Consider the following 23279-nt stretch of genomic DNA (forward strand, 5'->3'; position numbering starts at 1 on the left):
AACAGGTGGCCGGATGTTAGTGGAATGAGTGGCCGGATGGCGTGGAATCCGCACGCAGTGAACACATCTTGCGTTTTATCGTCGTGAGTTGAAGCTCCAGGGATAGGCAAGCAGACCTCTCATCAGGCACGACAAAATGGCTTAAGATCATCGAAGACTGTAATGGAACATTTCGACTAAAAGGACGCGACATCTTATGGAAATCCCCCTTGCTCAAATCAGGGAGCGTTTGAACAATCGCCGATTTACGGTAGCGGGTAACGCCCACGGGCTATCCGGTGCCGGCACAGTATTTCACTACCATGTCGAAGAAGATTCCATTTGGGGTACTTATCAAGGTGGCCGGATCCGCATGGGTCATCAAGTCGGACGCGTGACTGGCCCCGATACCATTGAGCTTCTTTATCATTGCTTAACTACGGATGGTGAGATTCTTGCTGGCTGGTCTCGTGGCAAGGTAGGCGTTGATCACGCAGGACGTACCACTCTGATGTTCGTATGGGGTTGGTTGTCGGGCGCGACTGGAGGTGGGGAGTCTAGCTACGTTGAGCTTGTCGCGTAGCGGTTAAGCTTTTTGATTACGCTCGCGTCCATCTGTGCGGTAGCAACTCGGAAATCTCACTGGCCTGCTGCGTCGGCAGGCGCGTGAGAACATCCTTTAGATAGGCGTACGGATCATGCCCGTTGAGCCGCGCCGACTGGATCAAGCTCATGATCGCCGCAGCCCGTTTTCCGCTGCGTAGCGATCCGGCGAAGAGCCAGTTCTTGCGGCCAAGAGCCCATGGTCGGATCTGATTCTCTGCCCAATTATTATCAATGGGTACAGCCCCGTCATCGAGGTAGCGTGACAGCGCTTCCCAGCGTTTCAGGCTGTAATCGAGTGCTCTGCTAATAGCCGAACCTTTGGGCACAAGATCACGCTGGGCGATCATCCAGGCATGCAGCCTATCCATCACGGGTACGGCTTTTTCTTGCCGTATTCGGCATCGTAAATCCGGCTCCAGGTCGCGCACTTCGCTCTCGATTTCGTACAGCAATTGGATGTAACGCAGGGCCTGCTCGGCGAGCTGGCTTTTGTTCGTAGCGTGCAGTTCGAAGAACTTGCGCCGCGCATGGGCCATGCAGCCGATTTCGGTAACACCAAGTTCGAAACTGGCTTTGTAGCCGCCAAAATCATCGCAGACCAACTTACCTTTCCAGCCTTGCAGGAAGTTGCGAGCATGCTCACCGGCGCGGCTGGGGCTGAAGTCGTAGACGACAGCGGCTGTTTCGCAGAATTGGCTGGTGGCGTAAGCCCAAACATAAGAACGGTGGGTTTTCTTCGAGCCCGGAGCAAGCATTTGCACGGGTGTTTCATCCGCGTGCACGACCTGCTGCCCGATCACTACGTCACGCAGGGCATCGACCAAGGGCTGCAACTGCACGCCTGTAACACCCACCCATTGAGCCAAAGTGGAGCGTGGAATCGCCAAGCCGGCACGACCAAAAATCGATTCCTGACGGTAAAGCGGAAGATGATCAGCGAACTTCGCGATCATGACGTGGGCAAGTAATCCGGCAGTCGGGATGCCCTTGTCGATGACCTGCGCCGGTACGGGTGCCTGGATCAGCGTTTCGCAGTCATCGCAAACCCACTTGCCACGAATATGGCGTTCAACGGTAAACACGCCCGGCGTGTAGTCCAGCTTTTCGCTGACATCTTCACCGATGCGCTTGAGTGCGCAACCGCATAGGCAGTGGGTGTTGTCCGGTTCGTGGTGGATCAACGTGCGTGGGAACTCTGACGGCAATACCGTGCGCTTGGGCTTTTGCTTTTTCTCGGTCGCCGCTGGCGCTATTTGCAAGGCTTGAAGCTCGGCCTCAATCGCCGCGATATCGGTATCGATCAGGTCATCAAGCAGGCTGGCCTGCTCAGGATTCATCTGCTCGCTGCGCTTGGCAAACTTCAAGCGCTTGAGTTGTGCGATCTCGTGGGTCAGCTTCTCGATCACCGTTTGATCGCGGTTGATCTTCTTGCCCAGTGTTTCGACCGTCTTGCCCATGGTATCGACCTGCGACAGCAACTGCGCAGCGAATGCACGCAGTTGATCGGGGGTCATTTGATCGAGATTGGGCGAGAAAGTCATGCCGTGGACTTTACCAAAGCAGATTGCTTGCGGCAGTAGGCCAGGCGCTAATTACAGCTTCTTAAAGCAGTGTGATTGCACCGCCTGCTCCAACGCGTTGCCAAGGTAAGCCGAGCACCAAGGCCTGAAGTTGCTCGTTATCCAGCTCCATTTCGTAGTCTTGTCGAATGCCAGGCCAATGAAACTTGCCTTGGTTCAATCGGCGTGCAGCTAGCCAAACGCCAATGCCGTCATGTACCAGCACTTTCATGCGGGTAGCGCGGCGATTGGCAAACAGATAAGCGCAGTGCGGCTTCGCCGCACCGAACACCCCAATCACTCTGGCCAGCGCAGTTTCAGTGCCTGCACGCATGTCCATGGGCTCAGTGGCGAGCCATATGGCATCGATACGAATCATTGCGTGAGCCCACGGACAAAGCGGGCGCATCCTTCAGGATCAGAAGTTGGCCATTTCACTGTGATCGATTGATCGCCAAACGGCAGATCGATTACCGCCGACGTTTCACTCTGCCGTTTTGGCGTAGATTTCACTGGAATAAAAGCAGGTAGCACCGCTGGCGGCTGATCCCGGTAAAGCGGCATCCACTTTCGAATGACGTTGGCGTTGATGCTATGACTGATGGCGACACCGGAGATGGTCGCGCCTGGTTGCAGACATTCCTGAACAACCTGGGCTTTGAACGATTTGGGATAAGAGCTTCGTTGGCGCATGGAATTCCTGACGTTAAGGGCGATAGCGTCCGCTTAAAAAAATACGCGGACACCATCGTCCTTAACGCTGGAGTTCGGAAGGTGTGTTCGCCGGTCCCTTACTCCGTATGTTTATCTTAAGGACGTCCTCATACGCCTGCCGACGCAGCGGGCGAGTGAGATTACCGAGCTGCTGCCGCATAAGTGGGCGCCCGTCTAACCTCAAGGTTTGTTGGGCAAACGCTACTTCATATCCGACCGCTTGCGATTTGCAGAGACTATCTATCGGCTTCCGGCGTCACCGAAATAATCATCCTTTGCGACCAGACCGAGATTATCGGTGAGATCCTGGCCATCCTCGCTGAACAGATGTTGAGTTCGCCGCTCCTGCTTGAGGTAAGCCAATGTTTGGAAGAAGCAATCCTCACACAGGTGCAGTTCATAGCGCTCCCCATCATGGGCAGTGCCATAGCCCCAGTGTGCTTGCAGGGTGCCGAACTGATGCCCGCCAGTATCCAAGCGGGTGGAGCAACGGCATACGTCGCACACGACGTCAGTAACGGTCTCGACTTCGACTCTTCCAGTTATTTTCATCGCTGACTCCTACAAGCGCCTCTGACTTTTGCTTTCAGCATACAGGCTCCAGGACGGAGCGTAGGCTAGCCATTGTAGTATCCACCGGATGAATCCATAGTCGTTCTCTGCCGGTCATGATCATGAAATGTGGTGGTCAATTCCATGCAAATGGCTAGTCAGGTCGAATGCAATTGGGTGGGCGAGTCTGCGCAATATCCCAACCACGCAAGGTGAGTTGGCGGAACGCTTACTGTAGAGGGAGTGTCGTGAGCTAAAGAAAGCCGCAGGGGGGGGGCGTAGCGACAACTGATGGATGGCAGATGAGCTGTTTACGAGGCCTTCAACTTGTACCCGCTTCGCGGAAGTAAACCACAGGGTCATGCTAGTCAATAGGCGTCGAAGGAGCGTGTTTAAGTTCGTCTAGTTTGTTCGGCTCTTTCACATCATGAGGTACAAAGGGCGAGTGTGTTGGTCCTACCAGCATGGAAGCTAGCCGGAATCCTGAGGCTCGCCTGTGTCATGAATCGGGTAGGGTGCTTTCGTGTTCAGCGCACCGTGTTCTCATCCATTTCTCGGTCAGGATCATCTGACCAGGGCTGCCACAGATTTCGCAGATACGCAGAGACATCGCCTGTGCGAATGAAATGTAAGCTCTGGTTTCGGCCGTTTTACTCATGGTAGTGATCATTAGCTCCCCAAATTTCTCTTTGATCCCAGTAATGTGTTGAGGTAGCTCCGGTTTTTGCCTGGTTTGCTCCTGCATGAGCGTGCACAGGGCCTCCACAATCGCGTACCAGCCACTTCCACACTCGATTGGGGTGTGTCGGTCGTCCCTGTGTTTAGGGAGAATCGCAGGAAAGTCACTGTAGAGTGCTTGAGCTAGGTCATTGCGCATCTGCTGATACCGTCTCTGGTAGCAATTGATCACTTAGGTGGGGATACAGCCTACTTGGCTTTGGCAGGATCTATCTGGGCTTCGGGGTGTGTCGGTTGTGAGTTGGATCGTATCTGTGCAATTGATTCGTTAATGAAGTTTCGTTCAGCTGGGGTGATGCGCGATCCGAAAAAATGCTTTCCATCAGGCCTCACTGCTGCGGTGCTATGTGGCCTCTTTTTCTCTTTTAGTGTTCGACCCTTCATCGGCGGTAGCGGATCAGAACTGCGTTTTAGGTAGAAATCAGGAGCATGCGCAGGAACAGATTCAAGCCGTTGATGGGCTTTGTACAAGGCGCTGATAGAAAGCCAGCCGAGCGGAGCAAGGGACAGGATCCCATAGAGGCTGCCGGTCTCTGTTTCTACCCAGAGGCTTTGCTTCACTCCATAGATCGCCACAACAGGAGACGTTATGATTTTGTGGCCATCAGCAAATTCGCCCTCCTTACTGGCATCAATATGCCTCCAGATATGGCCTGAGAGCGTTTCCGATTGATCGACAGTTGCGTACGAGACGAAGCCAGTAAATCTTTCAATCCCGGAGTCGTGCTTGAGGTGCGCGATTTTATCGTCTATTGATTCTTCCATTGGCAATCTCTCTTTTCTATTTAGGCGCGTAATTTGAGGGGGCGGACTGCTGATTGGTCTGGTGCCAAGCTCATTGTCAGTCATCGGTGTCAGGATCGAGCGCGTCGGTCGACAGCTGTAATTAACTCGCCGGAGTACAGTCTGCGGAATGAAATGCGGTCACCTTCTTGCCATTTCAGTTCCTCGCATAGGCCAGGAGTGAGCTGTAACACCATCGGCCCTTCCACTGACTCATGCACGTGGGCATGCCAGGCAGGCGCAGAACGATCATCGAGCGAACGCCTCATGGTTTGGAGGTCGTCTGGATTCAGTTCGGGGCGATAGCTGGGGCTCAGAACCCAGTACCCCGCTCGATGAGCATTCTTTGAGGATTCCGAGGCATGTATGTCTTCAATGTCTGAATACACCATGCCGCCGGGTGTTGCGTGCAAAAGCCCAGGGCAAAGTCGCTTCTTGCGGAAATATCCATCGATGACTGCGCGAACCCTCAACCAAATTCTGAACATGGTTCCTCCCGCTTCTGCTCACGAAGTCCTGCCCATAAAGGTCGCGCGTAGTGTTGACGCAATGCAAATAAATATAGAAATGTGTCGAGTTCGCTATGGTTCTTCGATGGATGTCCGTGCCTGATTCTACCTTTTTTGGGTGGGGTATCAGGTGGATCTCAATCAGGCGCTCGGACGGGCGCTGCGGCACGTGCGTAAGAAAAAAGGACTCACGCAAGAGGATTTTGAGCCCATCACGTCGCGGAGCTACATCAGCAAGGTGGAGGGTGGATACCATCTGCCTACACTCGACAAGACAGTCGAAATTTGCGACCGATTAGGTGTTTCGCCCTCTCTGCTGCTCACTCTGACTTTTTTGATCGCAAATGAATCAGAGGATGCATCCAGTCTCCTTGACCGTCTAAAAAGCGAGCTTGAGACAGTCGGGGTTCCGCGAGAGTAGCCCAGCTGGTGATCGCCTATCTGGGGCACTGAGTACGCTATGGAGTGTTTTCCGCTACTGAGAAGACGTATCCACCTGAAGTTTGCTGACACGAAACCTGCTCCGCAGAAATGGCCAGCGGTTTTTTAGGTAGGATTAGGTGCTAACAATTTAATTCTGGTTGAAATGTAGTGCGAAGCTGTTGGAGTCGAATATTTGGCGTGAGGGACGGCGGCTGTTCTTCAATGTGGCTCGTATAAGTCGGTCCGTCAGATGTAGGGCTGTACTCAAAATCCGTAATTAGCTCGCACTGAGCTTTGAAAATGCCGAAAAAGGTCATTAGCGTTGACATCATCTGCTGCATTAGGCGAATAACCCTATTCACCTCTATTTCTGTTCGAACTTCCCTATAGTTTTTTTTGAACGCAAATAGCATGTATTGGGAGTTAAAACGTGTAGGGGGCATCATTCGGCGTGCAATTGAGTAGTGATAGCGCTGCATTTGCACGCATATAGCGAAGTATTCATCATTCTTTGGGGGGGCTTTCTTTTTGTTCTGCTTTCCAAGCGTAAAATCTGATGGGCCGTGCTTGACGTAGTGATCTGCGTTTATTTGCCTGTAGTATCCGATTCCGGCAGGGAGATTGCCACCGACTCTTCTTTTTTCGAGCCTTTTTTCTTTTTGTTTGGTAGCTGACTCAACAGTTCTTGTTGAAACAATTCTCTGTATTTTTTGAAACATTTCTGGCTCATATGAAATTCCTTCTTGGTCAGTGAGTTTTTGGAACGTAAACCTTGCTCGTTTTAGATTTCGTCCCGAAATTTTCTTGCCCCTGAACTCGAAGTTAATGCCTACTACATTGTCGGTTCCTAGCATGACTGCTAGCTCAACATTGACCTCTTTCCTTTTCAGGATTTTCACAAAGTCAATCATGGTGCCACCTTGCTTGTTCTGAATGGTCTCGGCAGCTGATGCAACACGGGCAACAAGAGTATCTCTCCAGAGAAGGTTTGGTTCCTTCCCTTCTTTAACTTCCTTGTTAAATTTCTTCAAGTCATGCTCTTCGTAGTTTATTCCCCAGGTTTCTTCAGGCATGGAAACCTTCGTCAGATGGAACTCGACTTCGAGATGCCTGGCGACGTTCATCAATGCCTCGTAATCCTTGCTGTCCGGAACTAGCTTGTAATCGCTCATGCTAGTTCTGTTCGTGATTATGTGCATATGTTGTTTTTCTGTGTCGTCATGTACAACGCCAAAGTATTTGTGATCTTTGGTGTACCCAAGGGCTCTTGTTATTGCCTCCAGAGAGGTTTTCCATTGGTCTAGTGTCAAAGACTCACCGGGTGCAAGAGAGAGCATGTAATGTCCGCCGCAGCGTCCTGGGGCCTTCGCTGTGGCAGAAAAGCGCATCATTGTAGGAACTTCCATTTCCTTTGCTAAATCCTCCACGGTAGTCGAGTAGACGTTTCCTCCGACAAAGCGTACTGACTCACACTTATGCTCGTGGTTCTTGCCGAAGGCGTACTCAACACGGTCATTGCACTTGCTGTCATTTTTGAATTTGCGAGCAATCATTCTGAAGCTCCTTCATTATTGTTTTTATTCTGGAAGTTTGTGTTTGTTAGAGACTTGGCGATATCATTCAAAACATCTAGAATCGCATAAATTTTACCTTCGCTTAACTGTTTGGTGTCTTTTATCTTCTTCAAATAATTTACGCAGTTGATCATTGCGTTCTGGTGCTCTCTGTTAATGGGAGGCACAAACACTTTGGCAGGTACTTGAGAACGAAGCCCGGAAACACGCAGGAAGACCGCTGCTGAGTCGTATCCCGTTGATTGCATGTTCTCTTGTAGGCTTTCCCATTCCTCAAGTGAGAATGTCACCATAACGTTTTTTAGACGTAATTCAGAAAGGTCTTTTTTTGGTCTTCCACCTTTGTTTTTCATTTTTTGTATTCCTATTTTTATTATTGTGATTTTATTGTAGTTGGTTTTAGTGGCTAAAGAGAGGTAGAGCATTTACTTTTGATTTTTGCGCAACACCCGGAACGGGTTGTGAGCAGCCAGCGTATGACCGTTTATCAAGGGGAGTAGGTCGGGAGGAACGAGTGAAATACTACCCTTTATAATAAGGGAGTACATTGCTGGCTCCCCAGAAAACCTTCATTTGAAAAAGTATGCGCATTTGATTAAGGTTCGTACTTATTATATCGGCTGTCTTGAGTTTTTTATTTCCTTGGAGTTGTTTAAGCGATTATTTTTTGAAAAGTAGGAAAGGGTGTTGCCGGTTTTTTAGGGGGGGCTTTTATCTCTGCTGCATATTGCGCCAACTTTAGGTAGCGCTTGTCTGTTTTTTAGGTAGGGCTGCTGTATTAAATTTATAGGTGCTGATATTTTTTTTGTGTAGATATTGCGTCCGAGCCGAGCCGAACATCTAAAAGAGGAGTATAATCTTTATATAACAATAAAAAAGGAGCTTTAGAATGAACGAGATTGTAGATGTTGAAAAAGGTTCGGTGTCCTTTCGCCTCAGGAAAACTGTCGTGGCAATAGTATTGGCTCGTTATAAACAGTCGGACAAGGTGTTAATGTCTGTCCCGCTGATAGAACTTGAAAGTCGACGGCCTGAGATTTTAAGTGTGCTGGAGCGATATCGCAATGGCCCAACAAAGTGGCAGGACTTTATGTCAAAAAAGCTGCCATCAGCATTGCAGAAACGAGAATTTGACAGGCGTTTATTAGGTTACGTAGAAATGAAGAAAGTATTGGCGGAGTTTGTCTGGTCACTCCAACAGCACACTCGAACCGATAAGAAGGGCGCTAGGGGGGGGCAGGGAGTTGGGTATAGAAATATGGGGTGCATGGCAAGAAATTCGACCGATTATCAGTACTGTTCCCGATTGGGGTATCTCTGAGAAAGAAGCAATAACAGCATTGAAAACCAATGCGAAAATGGCCTCTATCATGAGTTTTAGCTGATTCATGGACTTTTCACTCTTCGTCTCCCGTTGGCAACATTAGCGGCCTAATTAGGTCCACACCCTGATTCTTCACGTTGCCAACGGGATACCACCTGAAATCTTCAGCAGAACGGCAACCCCCTGGCAAATTCCTCGGCGCGTAGCACCGAGGTCTCTGGGTCAATCCATTCCCTGGCATTCTTGGTGGATAAGACCAACGGCTTGCGATCATGGATATCCACCATTCCCTGATCACTCGCTGCCGTAATGATGACGAAACCGTCCTTGAGTCTGAGTTCATGACGATTAGAGATTTCCCGGCTGCCCGGCATAGAGGCAACCGCAACCGATATTGCGAAGGCTATCGCCGCGTATCTTGGCCTTTCGGGATCTTGATATCACCTGCCCTCTTACCCTAGTTCGACAACGCTTCTTGGTGCTGCTTCTAGGTGATCACCTTCACTGCCTGCCTTTCTACATTGATTAGATCGTCTTCTTCGAGACCTCCATCTTCACTGGCCTCTTCGTTTCCGTCGGACCTATACCTTTTTGGCAAGGGCGCCTGATCGTCCTCCACTGGGGAATAAAAGCCTTTGCTAATCTTTTTCATGTAGCCTTTCGAGTAAAATGAACCCATCGCGTTAGCGAAAATCTTTCTCCATTCAGTCGAAGAAATGGACGTCAGCCCGTTGAACCGACCGTAGATTTCGTCCGCGAGGGCATTTACATCCATGACCGCTCCAGGTCTGGACGTGGCAATTCTCACTTGAACGAAAATAAAAGCGATCAAATAGAATCTTCGGCCTACAGGTAGTTGGACTTTGAGTACATTTGAACGCATCTTGTTTCGTTCGGCGCGGAATAAAGAAGCGGCTGCGGCAATGTTTAATGGCAGGTTGGGTTGCAGCTCACGAATACGATCCTTATCCAGCTCGCCGGAGACCAATTCATCCATTATTTGGATTACATCCATGACAGATTTGGCCGGATAGGGTGTCCTGTCCGCCTCTGTTTCGCACAGCTTGCAATTAATTTTGATGATGTCAGTGTGTGGTGTTAAATCGCCGCACTTTTGGCATGGATAGAAAATTAAACTCTGAGTTGAGTATGAATCCGGGGAGTCAACGGAATCTGTCGATGACGGATTAATTTTGGCGAAATAGAACCTGGTATTCGAGTTCTTCGGCCAGAAAAATATGGGCTGGGGCAGCTTGTGCGCTAAATAAGCGATCCACATTTTTACCAGTGACTGATCGTCGTCTGCTTCTATGAACCAAGCTCTCCAAGATTCTGCCCAGTAAATGTTAAGGCTGGAGAGATTTAGCGATGTCCGCTCTGTGGAACGAGCTACTATGTTGTCGATGCGAAGCTTATTTTTTTCTTCCTGCAAAGTCGCTTGGTGATTGGGGAGGCTTTTGAGTCTCGACCTGAATGCTTCCTTTCCTGACCAGGTGTAGCTAGCAGCGTTGTAAATGGCGATACATTTTGACGTTGCCCGAGAGTAGGCGCTAAACAACTCAGCGGTATCAAGTAGCTCTGCGCCAAGGATCAAAATAATAGGCGCTTCCAGTCCACGGAATTTCGTAATGGCTTCGCAACGTGGTTCCTCTTTTACCAAGTACTCAATGTATTGCCTTGAAAGGAACCTGGCGATCAAAATTACAATATCTTCAGGTAGAACTCCGCTATCAATTAGCTTTTGCCTGATCTGAGATGCTTCTTTGCATGGATCTGCGCTAATTATCTCGACGGCGGTGTCATGCTCCAAGGTTCTTGGCGTGGAATGCTGGAGTTTGGGTGGAACGACTTCCTCAAGTATGCTCGTGACAGCCTTTGGCATCCGCATGATGATGGTGAGTGGAAATGGATCTACGCCAAGTAGCTCGCTGAGGCCCTTCAGAGGAATGTTTCCACGTTCGTACGGGAACACTTGCGTCTCGTCGCAGAAGAAGGCTTTGGGCTTGTTATGGAACCAGTTGGTGAGGGTTTCGCACCAGGAAGGTAGGAGCGCTTGGGATTCGTCGACAAGCAATGCGCTGTAACCGACCATGCGCCCTTGGTCAATGGCGTCTTTTAGATCGAGTTCGCATTGCTGCCTGTACCACTCATCTTCCTTTCCTGCTTCACTGGTGCGACCCAAAGTGTTGCGCGCCTGCCCACATAGACCGTGCCAAGTCACCACATCGCAGCCTTCTGAATCAACAAGCTGGGTGCGGACATACTCCGTGAGCTTGTTGTTGAACGAAACCACCAGCACCTTCTTTTTCTGGGAGGCCAGTCTCCGAGCGGTTTCGATCACGATCAGCGTTTTGCCGGTTCCAGGCCATCCGGTCACGAGCGAGGTCTGGTTCTTCAGCACCCTCGTGACTACTGTGCTCTGTTCCTCGGTTAGTTGGAGCCAGTCCTTATTGTCGAAGAAGATGCGACTGGCCCAGCCACGCCTGCCGTCGATTTCTGGGGTGAGAAATTCAATGAGGCGAGCGACACGGGCTTCGCCCAGGTCGAAATTTCCCAGGGTGGTTTTCCAGTAGTCCATCAGGTCCACGACGTGCTTCGTAACGTTCAACATCTCTCGATGGTCGATGTAGAGCGGCTGGGCGGGAGTGGAGGTCGTGTCGTACATGCCAGGCGTTGTTGGCTTACCTGCAAAATCGGAGTCGGGAAAAACAAATCCGTAGCCAATACGTAATCGGAGTAACGGATCGGACCCTAGCCACTTGGCGATTCCGTGGACGTTTTTGCGCGTCTGGCCGATGGGATCAATGGAGTACTGCTTGTGAAGGTGGACAAACCGGTTGTTCTTGACGCCGTATTCACCGCTCTTCACTTCAAGCACGAGCAGCCCTTTTTCCGGATGGATGATCAAAAAATCGATCTCCCCGGTCGGCTTGGCTTGAGGGTCAACCTTTTTTACGGCGGAGCTGAGCCAAGGAAGGCTATGGATGACGATATAATCGTCTGGTAACTCCGCTTTGAAGATGGTGTAAAGATCTCGTTCGCCCTTACTCTCGGTGCCACGAGGTCCGTTGTCTGGGATCATCCTTGCCATCGATGCAGCGCCTTCTACTGATTAAGCTCAAAACCGCAGGTGGACCTGAGTCGCGTCAGGTCCTCGGTCAATGCGGGATTGGATGAATTTTAGGGTTGGTTGCGAACCTGCATCCAGTCAAAAAAATCTTCGGATGCGTAGCCGACGCTACAGTTGGCGTCGAACCGCTCGTTGATTTTGATGAGCGTCATTCGCTCAGCTTCGTGCGGCGAAGTCGGGAAGAAAGCTCCTCCAGGCTCGTTGTGCATGAAGAAATCGCCGAGCTTTGCACCGCAGTGCTCGCAGTGGTTCATCAGGTAACGGCTGCCAGCAGTTTTGCTGTAGGCCAGCTTGAAGTTGTTGGTTAAGCGATGGATTTGCTTCGTGACCAGGGGGGAGAGGCTGTCGACGTTGGAGACCGTCCCGCGATATCCATGGCACTTCCATTCGCCGAGGTTGCTTGTGAGAGCGAAATCTTCGTCCTCATCTTCGTAGTAATCGAATTCTTCGAGTTGCTCGGGCAGCTTGAACGAAAATACGCGGGTCACACTGGAGCAGCCCCAGCAGCCGGAAATCGACTCAATAACGTAGTAATACGGCGCTCTGATGCAAAACTCTGGTCCGTGCTCCAAGTCGGCTTGCTGTGTCACCGGCAGCCATCGGCCCAATGGGCCGACCTCTACCCCCACAGGGATGTACCAAGTCTTCAGACTAGGGTCCCAACGGGCACCGAGCGATTTCGCTTCATCTTTCTCTGAGAATGCGACAGCGAGATTGATCCTTTCCATGTCTGTATCCGTACGTATTGCTCATCTGTAAGCGCAAAAGCCCATGTTAGAGCCTTCCGGTATTGCCTGGAGTATAGGTTTTACGGGCCTTCCAGAGACACCACCCCTCTTTTCATAGCGAAAATGTCACAAAGCGGTATCCCGAGAATATTTTCAGCTGACCTACTTGTGTTAACTGTTCCTGGTTAAGCAGGCTTTAGACCGCTGGTTGCATGCGGCGTAGCCGGTCCGGAGGCAATTATCGAGTGTTAGCTTTTTTCTGTAGTGCGCAAGAAGTTGCGCACTTAAATGTGGATAACCGTGTGGATATATTCCTACAGGTCACGTTATTCGTTCTGTACAGGCGAGTGCGCAAGAAGTTGCGCAGTACTGCGCAACTTCTTGCGCACTTGGCTGACTCTTCCTACACGAAAACCGGAAAAAAGCACGGGCGAGTCAGCCCAAACCCTTGATAAATAATGGCCATATGATGGCTGGCACGACTTTTGATATCTCCGTCGGCACCTGACAGGCAATTGTGCCTGTCGGTCCTGATTTTTTAGCAAGGAGAGCATCCATGGCTACGCCAGCGTATATGTCCATCACCGGCACCAAACAAGGCCTGATCACCGCCGGTGCATTCACCGCTGATTCGGTGGGCAACACCTACCAGGAAGGTCACGAAGACCAGGTCATGGTTCAGGGTTTCAACCACGAAGTGATCATCCCGCGTGACCCGCAGTCCGGCCAACCCACCGGCCAGCGCGTTCACAAGCCAGTGAAAATCACCAAGGTGTTCGACAAGTCCTCGCCACTGCTGCTGGCGGCCCTGACTTCCGGCGAGCGCCTGACCGAAATCACCATCCAGTGGTACCGCACTTCGGCTGCCGGCACCCAGGAACACTACTTCACCACCAAGCTTGAAGACGCGATCATCGTCGACATCAAAGACTACATGCACAACTGCCAGGACCCGTCGAACTCGCACTTCACTCACCTGGAAGACGTCGAGTTCACCTACCGCAAAATCACCTGGACCCACGAAGTCTCCGGTACTTCGGGTTCCGATGACTGGCGTTCCCCGGTCGCTGGCTAAGTCTGGCCGACCGTTTCAAAACATCGGCCAGCGCTGCTGGTCGATGCTGTTTGCATCACTCAAGAATTTTTTGCGTTCGTTGATACCCGACTCGGATGTCGAGGGACGCCGCAGTATTGTGCGAGGAACAAGGGATGTTCTCACCGGCCAACCAGCCCCATTTCACGTTGACCCTCGAAGGCGCGGACTTTCAGGTCCTGGCCTTCAAGGGCCGCGAAGCCCTGAACACGCCGTTTGAATTTGAGCTGGAGCTGGTCAGCGAACGCGCCTTCCTCGACCTCGAAAGCCTGCTGCACAAACTGGCCTTTCTCCAGCTCGCGCAAAATGGCACCGGCATTCACGGGCTGGTCTACAGCATCGCCCAAGGCGAGGCCGGTAAACGCCTGACCCGTTATCGAATTTCGTTGCGCCCGCAACTGGCCTACCTGGCCCATCGGGTCAACCAACGGATCTTCCAGCAGATGACCGTGCCGCAGATCATCGCCCAGGTGCTGGAAGAGCACGGGATCCTCACCAGCGATCACAAATTCCAGCTGGGCGCGGTGTATCCCGAGCGCGTGTACTGCGTGCAGTACGATGAATCCGACCTGGATTTCATCCAGCGCCTGTGCGAGGAGGAGGGGATTCACTACCACTTCCAGCACAGCACCAAGGCTCATCTGCTGGTGTTCGGCGACGACCAGACGGTGTTCCCAAAACTGGCGCCGGTGGCGTATCAGCAAGACACTGGACTGGTCGCCGACACGCCGATGATCAAGCGTTTCGGGTTGCGCCTGGCGACCCGCACCAGCCGCGTCACCCGTCGCGACTATGATTTCACCAAGCCGCGCATCGAACTGGAAAGCGACGCCAAGAGCGCCGCGAAACCGGACCTGGAGGATTACGATTATCCGGGCCGCTATGTCGACCGCGAACGCGGCAAGCACCTGGCCACTCGTAACCTGGAACGCCATCGCAGCGACTACCGGCTGGCCGACGGTCGCAGCGATCAGCCGCTGCTGGTCAGCGGGCATTTCCTGGCGCTGACCGACCACGCCAACCCGGCGTGGAACGACCTCTGGCTGCTCACCGAAATCCGCCACGAAGGCAAGCAGCCGCAGGTGCTGGAAGAGTCGGTGACTAGCGACGTCACCGACCTCAAGGACGATTTTCACCAGGGCTATCGCAACCAGTTCAGTGCGATCCCGTGGAACGTGCCGTACCGGCCGCCGCTGGAGCACCCGAAACCGAAAGTCCTCGGCACTCAGAGTGCGGTGGTCACCGGCCCCGAAGGCGAAGAAATCTTCTGCGATCAGTACGGTCGGGTGAAGGTGCAGTTCTTCTGGGACCGCGAAGGCCAGCACGACGACAAGACCAGTTGCTGGATGCGCGTGGCGTCGAACTGGGCCAGTCAGAACTTCGGCTCGATCAACCTGCCGCGCATCGGCATGGAAGTGCTGATCACCTTCCTCGAAGGCGATCCCGATCAGCCCCTAATCACCGGTTGCCTGTACCATGGCGTGAACCTGCCGCCGTACAAGCTGCCGGACTTCAAGACCCTCGCTACGGTCAAGAGCAAGGAATACAAGGGCAGTCGCGCCAACGAACTGCGCATCGACGACACCACCAGCGAGATCAGCATCGCGCTGCGCAGTGACCATGGCGCCAGTGCGATCAATCTCGGCTACCTGACTCATCCACGGCCGTCCGGTGGCCAGCCACGCGGTGAGGGTTTTGAGCTGCGCACTGACCGCCATGGTGCGGTGCGGGCGGCGGCCGGTTTGCTGCTGACCACCGAGCCACGCCCGAACGAATCCAAGCACCACAAGGACCTCCCGGAAACCGCCGAACGTCTGGCCACCGCCGCCGATCAGCAGGACGGTTTTGCGATGCAGGCCTGCGAGCTGCAAGCCCAGGAACCGGGCGATCAGGATGACGTCGCCAAGGCGCTGCACAGCCAGCATCAAGGCATTCTTGGCAGCGGTCCGGCGAACATGAGCGCCAACGAGTTTCCGGAATTCACCGAACCGCACTTGGTGCTCGCCAGTCCGGCCGGTATTGCGCTGACCACCCCACGTTCCAGTCATATCGCCACGGGCGAGCATCTGGCATTGAGCAGCACCGGCCACACCAGCCTGTCCATTGGCAAGCGCCTGCTGGCCAGCGCCAGTCGCGGCATGCGGCTGTTCGTGCAGAGCATGGGCTGGCGACTGGTCGCGGCGTCCGGCGACATCGACGTGCGCGCCTTGAAGGACAGCATCAACCTGCTGGCCAAACTCAACATCACCGCCAATGCCGACCGCATCACGATCACCGCCAAGACCGAACTGGTGATCCAGGGCGGCGGCAGCGCCACCACTTACAACGCCGGTGGCATCACCCACGCCACCACCGGCCCGTACACCGCGCATGCGGCGAACTTCGCCTACACCGGGGCCAAGAGTCTGGCCGGCGCGTTCCCGGAGCCGCCGAAGCCGGGCAAAGGCAACCTCGAACTGTTCAACCAGTACGCCGGGCGCCAAGGCATCAAGGGTGGCGACTTCGAAGTGATCGACGCGCTGGGCAAAAGCCTCAAGGGCAAGCTCGATGCCAAGGGTTTCGCCAGCGTCTCTGGCGCGGCACCGGGGCCGGCGCGCGTGCTGTTCGGCAAGGATCCGGCAGACACCTGGAGCGATGGCAGCTACATCGGCAAACCCGAGTGGCCACGCGAACAACCAGGTGCCGAGAGTATTCCGGCGCAGGTGCAGGCGATGGTCGCCCAGGCCCTGCCGGGTGCCAGCAGCGCCGGGCTGCTGAAAAACGCCCCGTCCCTGGCGCAGACCGGTATCGGCGCGGTGCAAACCGGCCTCGGTGCCGTGCAGACCGCGCAACAGGTGCGCAGTGCTTTGCAGGCCGGAACCGCCGGGCTGCCGCAGCTGGCGAGTGCAACGCTGCCGACGGCGTCACGACTCCTCGGTGCCGCGAGCAAGAGCGGCAAGTTGCCGCGTCTGCCGGCCGCCACCGCTCCCAAGACTTCCCTGAAAACCCCGAGCCTGCTGGCGGGTGAGATGCTTTCATGACCACTGAAATTGCTGTTGAAAAAAAACGTGAACCCCAGTCCACGGTTGCTCCGCTCAATGAGATCCAGGTCGAAGATGTCGGGCTCGGTGCGGCTAAATTTGATGCCTGGCTGCAAGAGGTCAGCGGCGGTGTGGTCACCCTCGACCGGATCAAGAACGTCGCCGGAATGCTGCCAGTAGTCGGCAACATCATGGCGCTGGTGGATGTCCTGAACGACATTGCCACCCTCGCCAAAAGCGAGAAGCGTGACCCGCTCGACTGGGTCAGTCTGGGCATCGACCTGATTGGGGTAATCCCGTATCCGCCGAATATGGCCGCCGCACGCATGAACTTGCGCCCGACGCTGTATCTGGTGCGGCAGGAGCTGAAGGTCGCCGGCAAGACACTGCTGGGCGACGCCTTGATCAATGTGATCGTTGGGCACCTGAACGCGACCATTGTCGGCGAAATCGACGACTTCGTGAAAACGGCCAAGGCCACCCTGCCGGACATTCTCGAAGAAGCCGGTCAAAAGGGCGAACAGATTCTCAACGATATCGCCAAGGGCTTGAACGCGGTGGTCGACGCGGATCTCAATGCGACAGAGAGTCTCAATCAGGCTGAGAAAAAGATCAGTGGAGTCGGGGGGCAGTTGCTGCATGACCCGACCAAAGGAATCAGCAACATCTATGGCGCCCTCTGGGATGTTTATACGGCGGCCGGTAAGGGCGTGGCCAACAGCGCGGTGAAGCTCCTATTGCCTGAAGAGGCCAAGAAGCTGGTGCATGAACAAACGCGCCTATTAAAAAACATGGGGCCAGAGCTTCGGACCCAGCTGAAAAAACTCAGCGACCCTGGCATGCCATTCTCTATCGGAGCCTTGCTCGCGGTACTGGCCAAGGCAGTTGAGGCTTGGAGTTTGCGTAACCGGCATGGCCAGGCCGGGAACGTCAAACTTGGCGCCACCAGCAAGGCCAAGCATCAGTATGGGGAGGGGCGGACAGAGGTTAGGAAGAACGAAGTGCCTGCGGAGAAAAGGGCTAATCCTGACAAAAATGGTACCTGTCCCGGTACTTGCAACAGCATCAGCTTTGCGATGGGCTCGGAGATCCTTGCTCACACCGATTTCAGTCTGTCCGGGCCGTTCCCGATTGAGTGGACCCGCACCTACTGTTCGAGCCTGGATGCCTATGATCAGGACGTACTGGGTGCGCGCTGGATCACTGCCTTCACGACGAGGTTCGACCTGGTCGATGATGCGCTGCTGTTCCATGACGCCGACGGTCGCAGCCATGACTACCCGCTGCCCAAGGTCGGTCTGTTTCACTACGACACCATCGAAAACCTGACCCTGGTCCGCACCAGCGAAGACCAACTGCTGCTGTGCCGTGGCTTTGAGCGCAAGGAAACCTACGTCCGTCGTGGCCAGCGCTACTTGCTGACCGGCGTGGTGCTGCGCAACGGCGCCGGGATCATGCTGCATTACGAGCATCGCCACGGCGACCATTCGGTATTGTCGGATCTGATCACCTATCAGGACGATGTGACCAAGGTTCACCTGCACCTCGGCACACTGATTGACGAGCACGGCCGCCTGACCGGCCTCTGGGAAATTCGCGACGGCGCCCCGCAGCGCCAATTATGTAGCTATCAGTACGATGCTTACGGCGACTTGATCCTGGTCCAGGATGAGAACGGCGCCGCCTGGCGTTATCAGTACCAGCATCACTTGATTACCCGTTACACCGACCGCACTGATCGCGGCATGAACCTGCAATGGCAGGGTCACGGTGCCGATGCCAAGGCCGTGCGCGAATGGGCCGATGACGGCAGTTTCGACACCCGCCTGGAGTGGGACGAAAACATTCGCCTGACCTACGTCACCGACGCCCATGGCCACGAGACCTGGCATTACTACGACAGCCTCGGCTACACCTACCGCATCCGGCATGCCGATGACCGTTCGGATTGGTTCTTCCGCGACGACGCCAAGAACGTAGTTCGTCACGTCCGTGCTGATGGCAGCTCCGACCGCTACAGCTACGACGAGCGCAGCAACCTGCTTGAACACATCCGCACCGATGACACTGTGGTGTACTTTGCCTATGACGACCTGGATCAACTGATCAAGATCAGCGACGCCGAGGGCGGCCAGTGGCAGCGGGCTTACGATCTGGTGGGCAATTTGGTCGAAGCGGTCGACCCGCTGGGCAACAAGACCGAGTACGCCTACAACCCGGCCGGCCTGCCGACGGCGATCAAGGACGCCAACGGCAACGCGAAAGAACTCAAGTACAACGACGCCGGTCAACTAGTGAAGTACACCGACTGTTCCGGCAAGGCCAGCGCCTGGGAGTACAACGAGCGCGGGCAAATGATCTGCTTCACCGACCCGGCGGGACAGAGCACCGAGTACGCGTACAAGGCCGGTCAACTGGTGGTGATCAAGCACCCGGACAAGACCGAGGAGCGTTTCGAGCGCGATGCTGAGGGCCGGTTGCTGGCCCACGTCGATGGCCTGGATCGCTGCACCACCTGGAGCTACACCGAGGCTGGCTTTATCGCCGAACGGGTCGATGCCGCAGAACAGACTGTACGTTACCGCTGGGACAAACTGGGTCGGTTAGTGGCCCTGGAAAACGAAAACGAACGCCGCGCACACTTCCACTACGACCCGGTCGGTCGCCTGCTGGAAGAAACCGGCTTCGACGGCCGCGCCACCCGCTATCAGTACGAGCCTGAAAGTGGCCGTTTGGCCAGAACGCTCAACGGTGAACGCAGCATCGCCGTCAGCTTCGACCCAATAGGCCGCTTGACCGAACGCCGTGCCACGCTGGGCGAGCAATCGCAAAGCGAAACCTTCGCCTACGACGGCAACGGCAATCTGGTCATGGCCAGCAACGCCGACAGCCGTCTGCAATGGTTCCACGATCCGGCCGGCAACCTGCTGCGCGAGCACCAGCATTACCTTGGCCTGGAAAAACCACTGGTTGCGGTCTGGCAGCACGAGTACGACGTGCTCAATCAGCGTATCGCCACCACCCGTCCAGATGGTCACCGCGTCAGTTGGCTCACCTACGGCAGCGGGCATTTACTCGGTCTGCGTCTGGATGAGCATGAACTGATCGGCTACGAACGCGACGACCTGCACCGCGAAGTCGCCCGCCATCAGGGCAACCGCCTGCTGCAAACCCAGAAGTGGGATCCGGCCGGTCGTTTGCAGGAACAGTTGCTGGGGCGCAGTGACGACAAATCCACGTTGCTCAAGCGTGAATACAAATACGATGCCGCCGGCCAGTTGACCGATATCAACGACAGTCGCCGTGGTCCATTGGCCTACCGTTACGACCCGGTGGGGCGACTGCTCAGCGCTACCAGTCGCTTGGGCGTGGAAACCTTCGCCTTCGACCCGGCCGGTAACCTGCTCGACGACAAAACCACGGAAATCCGCCGACCGCTGGATCAGGGCTCGCCGCGCAGCAAACTGCTGGATAACCTGCTGCGCGAGTACGCCGGCACGCATTACGAGTACGACGAGCGCGGTAACCAGATCCAACGCTGGCACAACGGCACCCGTAGCCAAATGCAGTGGGACCTGTTCGACCGCCTGGTGCGTTTCGAAGATGCTCGCTTGGCCGTGGATTACGCCTACGACCCGCTCGGTCGCCGCCTGCACAAAAATTCCAGTGCGCACTACAAGCAACGCCCTGAGGCCGGCTCGCAATGGAATCGCAACGAACATGCGCGCAGACAACGCGAACTCGGTTGTGGCTTTACCTTGTATGGCTGGGACGGTGATAACCTGGCCTGGGAAAGCAGCCCGGCCCAACTCGATGGCAGCGCCGGTCGTACCGTGCACTACATCTTTGAACCGGGCACCTTCATTCCGGTAGCCCAGGCGCTGAGGCACAAGCCGATTCACCTGACGGGGCAACCAAACTACAGTGGCGCCTACAGCCAGGATGACGACCCGCTGTGGAACCACACGGCCACTCCGCAACCGTTCGATGTCGTGGCCTGGTATCAGTGCGATCATTTGGGTACGCCGCAAGAGCTGACCGACCAGAACGGTGATGTCGCCTGGAGCGCGCAGTACAAGGCTTGGGGGGAGGTGCGCGAGCAGCGCTCAGCATTGGCGCAACAGCAAGGGCTCACCAACCCCATACGGTTCCAAGGTCAGTACCACGACCACGAGATAGGGCTGCATTACAATCGGCATCGGTATTATGATCCGTCTGTTGGGCGGTTTATCAGTCGCGACCCAATCAGTTATGCCGGTGGTATTAATTTTTATCAATATGCAGTCAGCTCAACTCAATGGGTCGACCCTAATGGATTATGCAGTAGAAAGCTTGACCGAGAATTAGGTGGCAAAACCAATGACAAGATGCAAGCCCATCACCTCATACCGGAGGAAGTTTGGAATAGGCAAGCTAGTTTCTTTTCAGATATCGGTATGTCTGGTGAGCGGGATAAAAAGGAAAATGGGATATTGATGCCCGACAGTGCGGAACAGGCCAAGAAAACCAAGCGTGTTTTTTACCATTGTGGATCTCATAGCAAGGTTTACACTCCAATGGTTAACAACATGGTGACAACCGTTCGGAGCAAATATGAGGCAGGCGTCATCGATGAGACCCAGGCCCGCGCTCAGATATCAACGATACAGTCCAGGCTGAGAACAAGTTTGTCGGTATCAGGAACTAAGCAGCGTCGAGTTCAATAATCAGGGTGCGAGGTAGTTATGAATTATTATGTGCTTTCTCAGAAAGAAGAGCCTGGTTGTCCGATAGGTTTTTTGCGTGCAGATCTTTATGATAAGTTTTATTCAAATACCAAAGGTGTCGAATTCGGTTTTTTTTCGTGGTATGCAGAAAAAATCAGGTATACGACGCACACACCTTTCCCTGGGGGTATGGTACTTATTTCCAAAGATAAATGTTATGAGTTTGATGTGCGTAGCATTTCGCGCTTTTACATCGTTAGCGATGATTTTTTGTCTGTTTGCAAAGAGTTGAATGTAAAGCTTACCGATAGCGTGGCGATTAAGGTGTTGTCAGAGGCTGGGGAGGTTATTTCCTCTAAATCCTACAATGCTGTCTTGTTTCAAGAGCTGGATACGCGCTCAAATACTGATCCTGCCTCTACTTTTATAGAAGAGGATGGGTTGATTTTCAGATTTAAAAAATTGATCTTGCCGGTCGACTTAAAGCTTGACCTGTTTAAATATAAGGGGCTTATTTCAGGGAGCAATACTTTGATCTGTTCTCAGTCTTTCAAAGATTTGGCTGTGGATTTTAAAGGCATAGAGTTTACTCCATTGGAAAGCGTACTTTGGTCGGCAGTAAGGCCCATTTGAGTAAGTACTTTCTATACAAGCTGAGCTATGAACCTGGAGTTGGTAATGTGAAAGACATCATCAGATTGGGTGACTCCACAACTCATGGCGGGGTGGTTCTTGAAGCCTTCTCCCAAACCGACCTAAACGGGAAGCCGATTGCGGGAGTTGGTCACAAAGTCAGCTGCCCACTGTGCAAAGGCGTCTTCCCCATTGCCGAGGGCAGCAGCACCTACACGGTCGGTGGAATTGCTGTGGCGCTGGATGGCATGAAAACCGCCTGTGGAGCTAGTCTGATCGCCAGCGGTCCGCAAGGAGCGGTGATTAGTTAGCTGTTTGCCGAACGCATTCATTGGCGATGTCAGAGCATCAGTGCCTTGGGGGCAAGGTACAGTAACCTCGCTGGTTACCTTCCCGCAACGCGGGGTAGACAATGCTGAGACGCATGTAGCCAGTTGATTCGGATAATCTAGACGGCGATGGGGATTTCAGTTGGTGGGTGCTGCGGTTAGCGGTACCTCTCCACCTGGCAGCGGTTTGATGCCATTTGTCGCGTGTGCGGGGCCATCTATGTCAGTCTCCCTGGCACCCCTTCGTCTTTACGTGTTGAATACCCACCTCTTATTTTAGCAACGAGCAATTCAAGATGAGCGAACTGAGTGAAGAAGAGATGCGTCAGGCGTTATTTGGCCTCTCAAACCAATCCGATCCCCAGTCATCGCCGAAAAGACTTGAACCCTTAGTTCTCGAAAAGCCGCAGCCGAGCCCAAAGTTCCGTTCCATTGCTAAACCGCTCTCGCCGAAGCTTAGGGTGACGCTGCACGTTACCAAGGAATTTGAAGGTGACGTAGAAGTGTTCATTTATGATGCTAACACTTTGAGTACGCTTGTCGCAGAGCAAGAGGCGAAAAGTCAGGCTAAAAAGAAGAAGTTCAAGTATTTCGACGTAGTGTCGGTCAAGCCTCTCCTGTAGTTGTATCACCCGAACTTGAGATCGATAACCTTAGGTCGGTCACGACCGAATGCAATCGACCCAAGGCGGACGGTCACGCCAGCTGCCGCTTTATATCCGTGAGCTGACGAAAGTGTAGCGAGTCCACTCACGGATCGCATTCACAGTGATCTGCATAAATTATACATATGGTACGAGCCTCGATTGCTCAGGAGGTTATAGTGCGCATCTTGGCGCAACCAATTTTTCGTTGGAGCACACCATCTGGGAACCATTC

The 23279-nt window shown here is 53.8% G+C and carries 18 protein-coding genes and 2 pseudogenes; 10 read left to right on the forward strand and 10 right to left on the reverse strand.

The annotated features are described in order from the left end of the window. Positions 1-196 precede the first annotated feature (196 nt). Complete coding sequence (locus BK658_RS30555) at positions 197-562, forward strand: avidin-fold protein (protein WP_123585327.1); 366 nt, start codon at positions 197-199, stop codon at positions 560-562. Positions 563-578: 16 nt separating this feature from the next. On the opposite strand, the gene tnpC is transcribed toward BK658_RS30555, so the two are convergent. From tnpC to tnpA, 3 genes are all read right to left on the reverse strand, one after another. Beyond that, positions 579-2126, reverse strand: a complete 1548-nt coding sequence (gene tnpC, locus BK658_RS29145) for an IS66 family transposase (protein WP_123585328.1) — start codon at positions 2124-2126, stop codon at positions 579-581. A gap of 61 nt (positions 2127-2187) precedes the next feature. Continuing rightward, entirely contained in the window at positions 2188-2523 is a 336-nt protein-coding gene (gene tnpB, locus BK658_RS30560) for an IS66 family insertion sequence element accessory protein TnpB (protein ID WP_185019921.1), read from the reverse strand. Beyond that, a complete protein-coding gene (tnpA, locus tag BK658_RS29155; protein WP_123585329.1) occupies positions 2520-2837 on the reverse strand; it encodes an IS66-like element accessory protein TnpA in 318 nt (105 codons plus the stop codon). Before tnpA ends, tnpB begins: the two co-directional genes overlap by 4 nt. 103 nt (positions 2838-2940) lie before the next feature. Between tnpA and BK658_RS29160 the strand changes: the two are divergent. After that, a pseudogene (locus BK658_RS29160) lies at positions 2941-3036 on the forward strand (transposase domain-containing protein); the annotation flags it as partial. A 62-nt stretch (positions 3037-3098) separates the two neighbouring features. Here the strand turns inward: BK658_RS29160 and BK658_RS29165 are convergent. Together BK658_RS29165 and BK658_RS29175 are read right to left on the reverse strand one after the other, a co-directional pair. Then, positions 3099-3410 carry a hypothetical protein gene (locus tag BK658_RS29165; protein ID WP_046035848.1) on the reverse strand — a complete coding sequence of 104 codons (312 nt, stop codon included), beginning with the start codon at positions 3408-3410 and terminating at the stop codon, positions 3099-3101. Between the two features lie 927 nt (positions 3411-4337). Then, entirely contained in the window at positions 4338-4913 is a 576-nt protein-coding gene (locus BK658_RS29175; protein ID WP_123585331.1) for a hypothetical protein, read from the reverse strand. Positions 4914-5570: 657 nt separating this feature from the next. On the opposite strand from BK658_RS29175, the gene BK658_RS30915 reads away from it, so the two are divergent. After that, complete coding sequence (locus BK658_RS30915) at positions 5571-5861, forward strand: helix-turn-helix domain-containing protein (protein WP_185019922.1); 291 nt, start codon at positions 5571-5573, stop codon at positions 5859-5861. A 142-nt stretch (positions 5862-6003) separates the two neighbouring features. On the opposite strand, the gene BK658_RS29185 is transcribed toward BK658_RS30915, so the two are convergent. Together BK658_RS29185 and BK658_RS29190 are read right to left on the reverse strand one after the other, a co-directional pair. Then, the gene (locus BK658_RS29185) at positions 6004-7416 is read right to left on the reverse strand and encodes a relaxase/mobilization nuclease domain-containing protein (protein ID WP_123585333.1); all 1413 of its coding nucleotides are present in this window, start codon (positions 7414-7416) and stop codon (positions 6004-6006) included. Further along, positions 7413-7790, reverse strand: a complete 378-nt coding sequence (locus BK658_RS29190) for a hypothetical protein (RefSeq protein WP_123585334.1) — start codon at positions 7788-7790, stop codon at positions 7413-7415. The genes BK658_RS29185 and BK658_RS29190 overlap by 4 nt, the downstream gene beginning before the upstream one ends. A gap of 536 nt (positions 7791-8326) precedes the next feature. Between BK658_RS29190 and BK658_RS29195 the strand changes: the two genes are divergently transcribed. After that, the gene (locus BK658_RS29195) at positions 8327-8758 is read left to right on the forward strand and encodes a hypothetical protein (RefSeq protein WP_123585335.1); all 432 of its coding nucleotides are present in this window, start codon (positions 8327-8329) and stop codon (positions 8756-8758) included. 76 nt (positions 8759-8834) lie between these two features. On the opposite strand, the pseudogene BK658_RS29200 reads toward BK658_RS29195, so the two are convergent. The 3 genes and pseudogenes from BK658_RS29200 to BK658_RS29210 form a co-directional block, all read right to left on the reverse strand. Next, positions 8835-9087: pseudogene (locus BK658_RS29200) on the reverse strand (SOS response-associated peptidase family protein); the annotation flags it as partial. 161 nt (positions 9088-9248) lie between these two features. Beyond that, on the reverse strand, positions 9249-11852 hold the full coding sequence (locus BK658_RS29205; RefSeq protein WP_259740167.1) for an NERD domain-containing protein: 2604 nt from the start codon (positions 11850-11852) through the stop codon (positions 9249-9251). Positions 11853-11941: 89 nt separating this feature from the next. Beyond that, positions 11942-12619, reverse strand: a complete 678-nt coding sequence (locus BK658_RS29210; RefSeq protein WP_123585336.1) for a DUF5710 domain-containing protein — start codon at positions 12617-12619, stop codon at positions 11942-11944. A gap of 556 nt (positions 12620-13175) precedes the next feature. Between BK658_RS29210 and BK658_RS29215 the strand changes: the two genes are divergently transcribed. The 6 genes from BK658_RS29215 to BK658_RS29240 all read left to right on the forward strand — a co-directional run bounded on the left by BK658_RS29215 (position 13176) and on the right by BK658_RS29240 (position 23023). Then, positions 13176-13694, forward strand: coding sequence for an Hcp family type VI secretion system effector (locus BK658_RS29215; protein WP_123585337.1), 519 nt, complete (start codon positions 13176-13178; stop codon positions 13692-13694). A 134-nt stretch (positions 13695-13828) separates the two neighbouring features. Continuing rightward, positions 13829-16732 carry a type VI secretion system Vgr family protein gene (locus BK658_RS29220; RefSeq protein WP_123585338.1) on the forward strand — a complete coding sequence of 968 codons (2904 nt, stop codon included), beginning with the start codon at positions 13829-13831 and terminating at the stop codon, positions 16730-16732. Then, positions 16729-21438, forward strand: coding sequence for an RHS repeat-associated core domain-containing protein (locus BK658_RS29225; RefSeq protein ID WP_123585339.1), 4710 nt, complete (start codon positions 16729-16731; stop codon positions 21436-21438). The genes BK658_RS29220 and BK658_RS29225 overlap by 4 nt, the downstream gene beginning before the upstream one ends. Before the next feature lie 18 nt (positions 21439-21456). Continuing rightward, positions 21457-22071: an Imm43 family immunity protein gene (locus tag BK658_RS29230; protein ID WP_123585340.1), complete on the forward strand. Its 615-nt coding sequence runs from the start codon at positions 21457-21459 to the stop codon at positions 22069-22071. Positions 22072-22118: 47 nt separating this feature from the next. Then, positions 22119-22382 (forward strand): PAAR domain-containing protein, encoded by a 264-nt coding sequence (locus BK658_RS29235; protein ID WP_123585341.1) that lies wholly within the window; start codon positions 22119-22121, stop codon positions 22380-22382. 314 nt (positions 22383-22696) lie between these two features. Then, positions 22697-23023, forward strand: a complete 327-nt coding sequence (locus tag BK658_RS29240) for a hypothetical protein (protein WP_123585342.1) — start codon at positions 22697-22699, stop codon at positions 23021-23023. The last annotated feature ends 256 nt before the right edge of the window (positions 23024-23279 follow it).

This window comes from Pseudomonas brassicacearum, from assembly GCF_003732175.1.
In the GTDB taxonomy this organism is placed as follows: domain Bacteria; phylum Pseudomonadota; class Gammaproteobacteria; order Pseudomonadales; family Pseudomonadaceae; genus Aquipseudomonas; species Aquipseudomonas brassicacearum_G.